The organism is Paracoccus sp. (in: a-proteobacteria) (assembly GCF_046462195.1).
GTDB lineage: Bacteria > Pseudomonadota > Alphaproteobacteria > Rhodobacterales > Rhodobacteraceae > Paracoccus.
In genome coordinates this window covers 1-3,309 of the sequence record NZ_JBKGUN010000207.1, presented here as the reverse complement: position 1 = coordinate 3,309, position 3,309 = coordinate 1, and the positions used below count along the sequence as shown (strand labels likewise).

The 3,309-nt window shown below is 64.4% G+C and carries 3 protein-coding genes and 1 pseudogene; 1 reads left to right on the top strand and 3 read right to left on the bottom strand.

The features are described from left to right. Window positions 1-21 precede the first annotated feature (21 nt). Window positions 22-399, bottom strand: a complete 378-nt coding sequence (locus ACLHHB_RS12815; RefSeq protein ID WP_410218669.1) for a hypothetical protein — start codon at window positions 397-399, stop codon at window positions 22-24. A gap of 203 nt (window positions 400-602) precedes the next feature. Next, window positions 603-965 carry a zinc ribbon domain-containing protein gene (locus tag ACLHHB_RS12810; protein ID WP_410218668.1) on the bottom strand — a complete coding sequence of 121 codons (363 nt, stop codon included), beginning with the start codon at window positions 963-965 and terminating at the stop codon, window positions 603-605. Window positions 966-1,237: 272 nt separating this feature from the next. Between ACLHHB_RS12810 and ACLHHB_RS12805 the strand changes: the two are divergent. Continuing rightward, a pseudogene (locus ACLHHB_RS12805) lies at window positions 1,238-1,795 on the top strand (prolyl oligopeptidase family serine peptidase); the annotation flags it as partial. Window positions 1,796-1,887: 92 nt separating this feature from the next. Here ACLHHB_RS12805 and ACLHHB_RS12800 read toward each other — a convergent pair. Further along, window positions 1,888-3,309 (bottom strand): cytochrome P450 (locus tag ACLHHB_RS12800; protein ID WP_410218667.1); only part of this gene is annotated, 1,422 nt, incomplete at its 5' end.

Genomic DNA, 3,309 nt, shown 5'->3' with positions numbered 1-3,309 from the left:
CAGCCCGGTAGCTCGTCAGGCTCATAACCTGAAGGCCGCAGGTTCAAATCCTGCCCCCGCAACCAATGTTCCCGACCCGACATCAGCCCTCGCCATTCGCGAGGGCTTTGTCATGTCCGCATCCCCCAGAGCCAAAATTCCCGCCAGCTCGCCCACGAGCTCAATGCAGTGTCCGCCGGGTGCGGAATGGTCCGGGATCATCCGGATCTCCGAGATCAGGCTGCGCAGCGCCTCGATGGCCTGCAGCTTGACGGACGGGTCCGACAGGGCGGCAGTGAGGTCGGTGATCTTCGCGAGGTAGAGATCTGTCAGGCTGGGGTGCAGGCGCAGGGACGGGGGCTCCGGGTTCTCGGCCAGCTCCTCCTGCAGGTGGGACCTCAAGCCTTCCAGCTCCTGCATCTTGGCCTTCATGGACGGGTGGTACAGGCCGTCCTCGATGGCCTGCAGGAGGCCCGCGATCTTCTTCTCCGTTTGCGCCAGTTCGCGCTGTGTCTTGGCGCGTCCGGCGCTGGCGCCAGCCTGCGCCTCGTTCCAAGCGCGGCGGTACTCGGCAACAAAGGCCGTAACAAGGTCCGGATGGAGGAGCCGCGCTCTCAGGCCCTCTAGGACGCGCGTCTCGACTTCCTCCCGCAGGATAGTGGCGCGGTTGTGCTGACGGCGGCGCCCTTGTCGCGGGCCGCCGCGCAGCCATGGCGGGACTTGTTGACCAGGGTGTACCCGGCTCCGCAGCAGCCGCAGGCGAAAAGACCGGAGAACAGGTAGACCGGTCGCCTTGCCCGCTCCGGGCGCCGCGCCGCGCCCTGGATGCCGGCCGCGTTCATCTCCTTGCGGATGGCGTCCTGCCGCTCCTTTACCCGTTGCCAGAGCGCGTCCTCGACAATGCGCAGCTCCGGCACCTCCTCGATGACCCAGGCCTCGGGCGGGTTCAGGCGCGCCTGCCGCTTGCCTGTCTGCGGGTCCTTCACGAAACGCTGGCGGTTCCAGACCAGCCGGCCGATGTAGAGGTCGTTGTTCAGGATGCCGGTGCCGCGGATGCGGTGTGTGCCCTACACCTCGCCCTGCCGCGCGAGGCGGCTCAGAAGCCTGTTCCGATCGTGGTGCAAGCCTATGGCGGATACGGGATGTCTGTCCCTGCTCATTACCTAAGAGGTGACGGCCCGGCATTTCTCGAGAACGGGATCGGCGTGGCGGTTGCGCATATCCGGGGCGGCGGTGAGTTTGGCCACACTGGCACAAGCAGGCGATGGGGTCGAACCGCCCCAAGTCTTTCGAGGACTGTGTGGCGGTGGCCCGGGATCTGGTGGCTCAGGGCATTGCACCTCCGGGAGGCGTCGGGTTTGTCGGCGGCTCGAACGGTGGACTGCTCGCCGCCGTCATGGCAACGCGCTACCCACAAGACTGGAGCGCGATCAAGGCCGACGTGCCGGTGACGGACATGCTGCGCTTTCACCGCTACGAAGCAGGCGCCGCTTGGATCGAGGAATATGGTGATCCCGACAAGGAGGAGAATTCCACCTATCTGCGTGCATACTCACCTCTCCATCAGGTCCGGCTGCGGGCAGAGGTTGCCTATCCGCCGATCCTGATCGACGCGCCTGCCCACGACGATCGCGTCGATCCCGCACATGCCCGCCGTTTCGCGCAGAGGCTCAGTGAGGCGGGGCAGGACGTCATGCTGCGCACCAGCGAAACCGGCGGCCATGGTGGCGGCGAGACAAGTGACCGCATGGCCACTGACATCGCCCTCGCGGCAACCTTCTTCCGGAAGATGCTCCTGCGGCCATACAAGGTCTAAGTCCCTCTGATGGCCTTCCTTACCCGCCTCGCGAGGCGATCAGCATCAAGGCCAAGACGTCTGGCGCATGCTTTTGAAGCCGTCGTCGCCCCTCAACAGCGCGGCTCGATCCGCAGGACAACCGGGTTTCGGGGGCGCAGAGTGATCCGGTGGAGCGGTTCCGGTGGCGTGTCGTCATGGAGGCGGAAGCGAGTCGCTGCGAGCATGGTTGCAAGCCCCGCCACCATTTCCATCATGGCGAAGCTGGCTCCAATGCAGATCCTCGGGCCGGCGCCGAACGGTAGGTATGCACAGCGTGGCCGTGTCGCCTGAGCCTCGCTCCGAAAGCGCATCGGATCAAAGCAATCCGGGTTCGACCAGAGTGCCTCATGCCGATGAATTGCATAAATGGGAATGAAGATGAGTGTCGTTGGCTCAATGGTCTTTCCGGCCACCTCGCTGGAGTGCAGCGCGTGGCGGCTCATCAATGGCACCGGCGGGAGCAGGCGCATCGTCTCCTCGATGAAGTGGGTTACATCCGGCAAGGCTTCCAGATGAGACGCCTCCACCGGGCCAGCGCCAACGACCGTCCGGACATGATCTGCGAGCGCCTCCTGCTGGTCGGGCTGGGCCGCAAGGCAGTAGAGTGCCCAGGTCAGCGCATTGGCAGAGGTTTCGTGTCCGGCCGCGATCAGGGTGAGGAACATGCTGACGAGGTCGTCGTCACTCAGCACTCGCCCCGTCTCAGGATCATGTGCGTCCATCAGGATCTGGGCAAGGTCGGGCAGATCTTGCCGCTCCCTTCGCCGGCGTGTCACGAAGTTTCTCACCAGCTGCCGCCCTTCGCCCGCCGCTCGCTCCATCTTGCGGTGGCCCGGGTGTGGCATCCACTTGGGCAGCCCCAGCGATTCGTACGCGATGGGCCAGCTGCTGGGCCCGAGGTAGCTCTCGATTGCGCGTGAGATCCGGCTGGCGTCAAGTTGGTCAAAATCCGAGAAGAACGTTCGGCAGATGACGGCGATCGTCGCCGCTGTCATGGCGTCATCGACCCGTTGCAGTCCCGGGTTCTTCTTCCAGCGCTCCACCAGTTCTTCAAAAGGGCTGCGCATGACAGGCAGGTAGTTCGAAAGCGCGGCTGCACGAAAGGCGGGCGCGGCCAGCCGCCGCTGCCACCGCCAGGTTTCGCCCTCCGCAGTCAGAAGACCATTTCCGAGGATCGGATTGAGCAGGCGACTGTAAAGGCGAGACTTCACGAACTCCGCATGCCTCCGCACGAGAAGGCTCTCAACAATCGCCGGATCGGTCGGAAACAGCATTGTCTGCCCGCCTGCCTGCAGAGTAGCGTGCGGCTCTTGGTAGGCTGCCGGCGGAACTGCCGCTACGGGATTGCGGACCATCACGCGCAGCAGAGAGAAAGACGAGAGCGCCCCATGAGCCATCTCGATCTTTGGAGGCTTGAAAACGCATGGCCCAGATGAAGCTTCTCGATCCATGGCTCGCTCCCTGGTAAGGGTTGAGCAATGGTAGCACAGGAT

Bases quoted from the DNA above. Each gene is read 5' to 3' on its own strand.
- ACLHHB_RS12815 (WP_410218669.1), bottom strand. From the start codon at position 399: ATGCAGGAGCTGGAAGGCTTGAGGTCCCACCTGCAGGAGGAGCTGGCC.